This is a genomic window from uncultured Methanofollis sp., from assembly GCF_937919355.1.
Lineage (GTDB): Archaea > Halobacteriota > Methanomicrobia > Methanomicrobiales > Methanofollaceae > Methanofollis.
This window is the reverse complement of record NZ_CALFSA010000152.1, coordinates 1-3247: the sequence shown is the minus strand read 5'-3', so window position 1 is coordinate 3247 and position 3247 is coordinate 1. Positions and strand designations below refer to the sequence as shown.

4 protein-coding genes are annotated in these 3247 nt (G+C 60.8%); 3 read left to right on the top strand and 1 reads right to left on the bottom strand.

The window, feature by feature from the left end; translation table 11 throughout:
* A partial coding sequence (locus tag Q0520_RS07590) for a YIP1 family protein (protein ID WP_298668386.1) occupies window positions 1-557 on the bottom strand: 557 nt, incomplete at its 3' end.
* 167 nt (window positions 558-724) lie between these two features.
* On the opposite strand from Q0520_RS07590, the gene Q0520_RS07585 reads away from it, so the two are divergent.
* The 3 genes from Q0520_RS07585 to Q0520_RS07575 form a co-directional block, all read left to right on the top strand.
* Entirely contained in the window at window positions 725-1945 is a 1221-nt protein-coding gene (locus Q0520_RS07585) for a hypothetical protein (protein ID WP_298668383.1), read from the top strand.
* Window positions 1945-2625 (top strand): ABC transporter ATP-binding protein, encoded by a 681-nt coding sequence (locus Q0520_RS07580; protein WP_298668381.1) that lies wholly within the window; start codon window positions 1945-1947, stop codon window positions 2623-2625. Before Q0520_RS07585 ends, Q0520_RS07580 begins: the two co-directional genes overlap by 1 nt.
* The coding region (locus tag Q0520_RS07575; protein WP_298668378.1) for an ABC transporter permease at window positions 2622-3247 on the top strand (626 nt) is incomplete at its 3' end. The genes Q0520_RS07580 and Q0520_RS07575, both read left to right, overlap by 4 nt.

Here is a 3247-nt window from a genome sequence, read left to right as displayed (position 1 = left end):
AGGGGGAGGTCATGGGCGTGGACAAGGCCGTAGGCCTCGATCACGACCGACCAGATGAGGACGACGAAACCGACGATGGCGGTGACGGCCATGGCAGGGACCATTGCACCGAGCGCCGCAGGCTCCCCCGTGGCGATGGCGGCGACGTCAGGGTGATAGATGAGGAAGACTGCGAGCGTCAACAGGCCTGCGAAGACCTGCAGGAGACTTGCATAACCGACGGTGGAAAGCGTCGACTTGAACGACCCGGTGCCGCCGAGGATCTTCACGATCACGTGCATGATGAGGGACCCGATCGCCCAGGCGAGCATTACAGTGAAGAAAGCAAAGAAAGCGGCGCCGGCGCCGGTGATCATCTGCATGGTGGCCGGGTCGACGTCGGGGACGTCGATCATCGTCATTGAAGACGCCATGAGGTAAGCTCCGGCTCCAGTGATGAGTGCTGAAATGAGGACAATCAGTGCAGGGAGGCCGATCCTCTCCCTTCCTGCACCCAGCGCCCCGAAAAAGCGGTTCGGGGCGATGAGGACGTTTATAAGGGATGTGTCATTATCCATATCTGTTCACCTGAATTAGGGCCGCCTCTGCGGTCCCGGGTGCAGATCAATGTAAGCCGTGTATGACTATATGAATGCTACCATTGACATATGGTAAGTTATTAAAGACAAAATGTACATAGTGCTTTACACGCATGCGGGGCAGAGGCCCCGCGCTGGAGTTATATATGCATCGTACTGGCCTTGCCCTCATCATCGGGCTGATATTCCTCGTCTGCGCCGCACCTGCTGCGTCTGCTACCGAGAGTTTAGACGGAACCACGGACAAAACTTCGCCGCAGGCTCCGGTTTCGGTTACGAAGACAACCGTCGAACCCGCCTCCCTCATGCCCGGCGACACCGCCACCGTCAGCATTGAGGTGACCAATACCGGCGCCGATCCCGTTCAGGTCACGCGCACCTTCCTGCGGGACGCGATGGTCCCCTCCATCGGCGAACAGACCGCCGGGGGTATCATCGGTGCCGGTGCAAAGCAGACCTTCACCTATACCGTGAAAGCCGACACAAACACCCACACCGGCACCTACTACCCCTGGTTCTACATGGAGTTCAGGGAAGGCGGCAGCCTGAGCACCCACATCCCTGTCCAGGTCGATGAGACCCCGGCCACCGTCCTTGTCACCTCCCGCCCAGACTCCTTTGTCGAAGGCAAGAAGGAGCAGATCAAACTGGTCATCGGAAACCCCCGCTCCTCCGAGATCAGCGGCGTCTCTGTCGTGCCATTTGGCGACGGGATCGAGGCTGTCCAGACCGGCCACTTCGCCGGCGCCATCCCGCCCTCCGGCACCGCAAACGTCACCATCGACGTGATACCCACGAAGGAGACCACCCTCGGGTTTGAGGTCACCTATCGCACCGGTCAGAACACCCACACCACGCGCGCCGAGATCCCTGTTGTCTTTGGCGACGCCAAGACGATGGCCCACCTTGTCGTGAACAACATCGAGGTGAAGGGCGGGTTCGGTTCGTACTCGATCAGCGGCGACATAACCAATGCCGGCCTCACCACCGCGCGGGGTGTCGTCGTCACCACCGGCGACCCGGCCGTGCCCGAGAACCCTTACCCCGAGTATGTCCTCGGCAGTCTTGAGTCCGACGACCTCTCGAGTTTCGACCTCAACTGCCGTGTCGAGAACGCCACCCAGGTCCCCCTGCTGATCTCCTTCAGGGACGCTGACGGCACCCTGTACACGCAGTCGATCGCCGTCTCTCTCGACAAAGTGGGAGTCTCCGTCCCGAAGAAGTCCTCAGAGTCTGCGGAGACCGCTGAGTCCGGTCTTCCCCTGCCCGTCATGGCACTCCTCGGCGTGCTCGCCCTCGTCATCTGCGGCGTGATCGTGAAGAAGACCGGTCTGATCGACGACCTGAGGAACTCGCGGAGGCCATAATGGACGCGGCGGCGGTCATCAGCCTCAGGGACGTCACGAAGATCTACCCCCTGGCCGCGGGGGACGTCAGGTCTCTCGACCACGTCTCCCTTTCTATCGCAAGAGGGGACTTTGTGGCGATCATGGGGCCGTCGGGTTCGGGCAAGTCGACTCTCCTGAACCAGATCGGCTGTCTCGACACCCCGACCGCCGGGGACGTCATCATCAACGGGGTGAACACGAGGGATCTCTCCGACGACGCCCTCACCGAACTGCGGCGCGACTCCATCGGGTTCATCTTCCAGAAATTCAACCTCATCCCGGTCCTCACGGCGCAGGAGAACGTTGAATACCCCTATATCATCAAGAACAGGCGGCGCGACGACGGTGGGAGGGCCGCCGACCTCCTCGAACGTGTGGGGATCGACGCAGGCCATGCCGCCCATACCCCGAACGAACTCTCGGGCGGGCAACAGCAGAGGGTGGCGATCGCCCGGTCTCTCATCAACGACCCGGCGATCCTCCTCTGCGACGAACCGACGGGAAACCTGGACTCGACGACGAGCGTGCAGATCATGGAACTTCTCGCCGAACTGAACCAGAGCGGGAAAACCGTCGTGATGGTCACCCACGACCCCTCCACCGCGACCTATGCCAACAGGGTGATCAGGATCAGGGACGGGAGGATTGAGGACTCATGATATTCGCCGACATCTACATGGACCTGGCAAAGAGGAACGTGCGCCTCCACTTTCTGCGGTCCCTCCTTGCGGTGATCGGGATCGTCATCGGTGTCTTTGCGATCACCTCGATGGGGATCATGGGCTCGGCCCTCCAGGTTGCGGTGAGCGGCGACCTCGCCGAGAAGGGCGGACAACTGAGTATATATCCCTCGTCGTCGGGTATGGGCGTCTACGGCATATCCACGGAGAAGAAACTCATCACCGAGCATCAACTCACGAAGATCGAGAAGGCGAGCGGGAAGAACCCGGTCATCCCGTACCGTTCGAGTTATGTCAGGTACTCGACGAAAGGGAAGGAGAATTATGCCTCGATCTACAGCCTTGCGCCCGAAGACATCCCGCAGGTGCTGGAACTCGAGGAGGGCGTGATGATCAGGGGCGGGAGCCGCGCCCTTGTCTCGGCCGAGATCGCGAAGGAGCACGACCTCAGGATCGGGAGCAGGATCAAGGTCGGCGAGGATGAGCATGAGAAGAGCGTCCTTGTCGCCGGCATCCTGAAAGACACCGGTTTCGGGAGCGGGATCTCCACCTACAACTCGATCATCGTCACCGACCGCCTCTATGACGAACTGGAGGGGAA

Excerpts from the sequence above, each read along its gene's own strand:
- Q0520_RS07580 (WP_298668381.1), top strand. The coding sequence starts at position 1,945 with ATGGACGCGGCGGCGGTCATCAGCCTCAGGGACGTCACGAAGATCTAC.
- Q0520_RS07585 (WP_298668383.1), top strand. The coding sequence starts at position 725 with ATGCATCGTACTGGCCTTGCCCTCATCATCGGGCTGATATTCCTCGTC.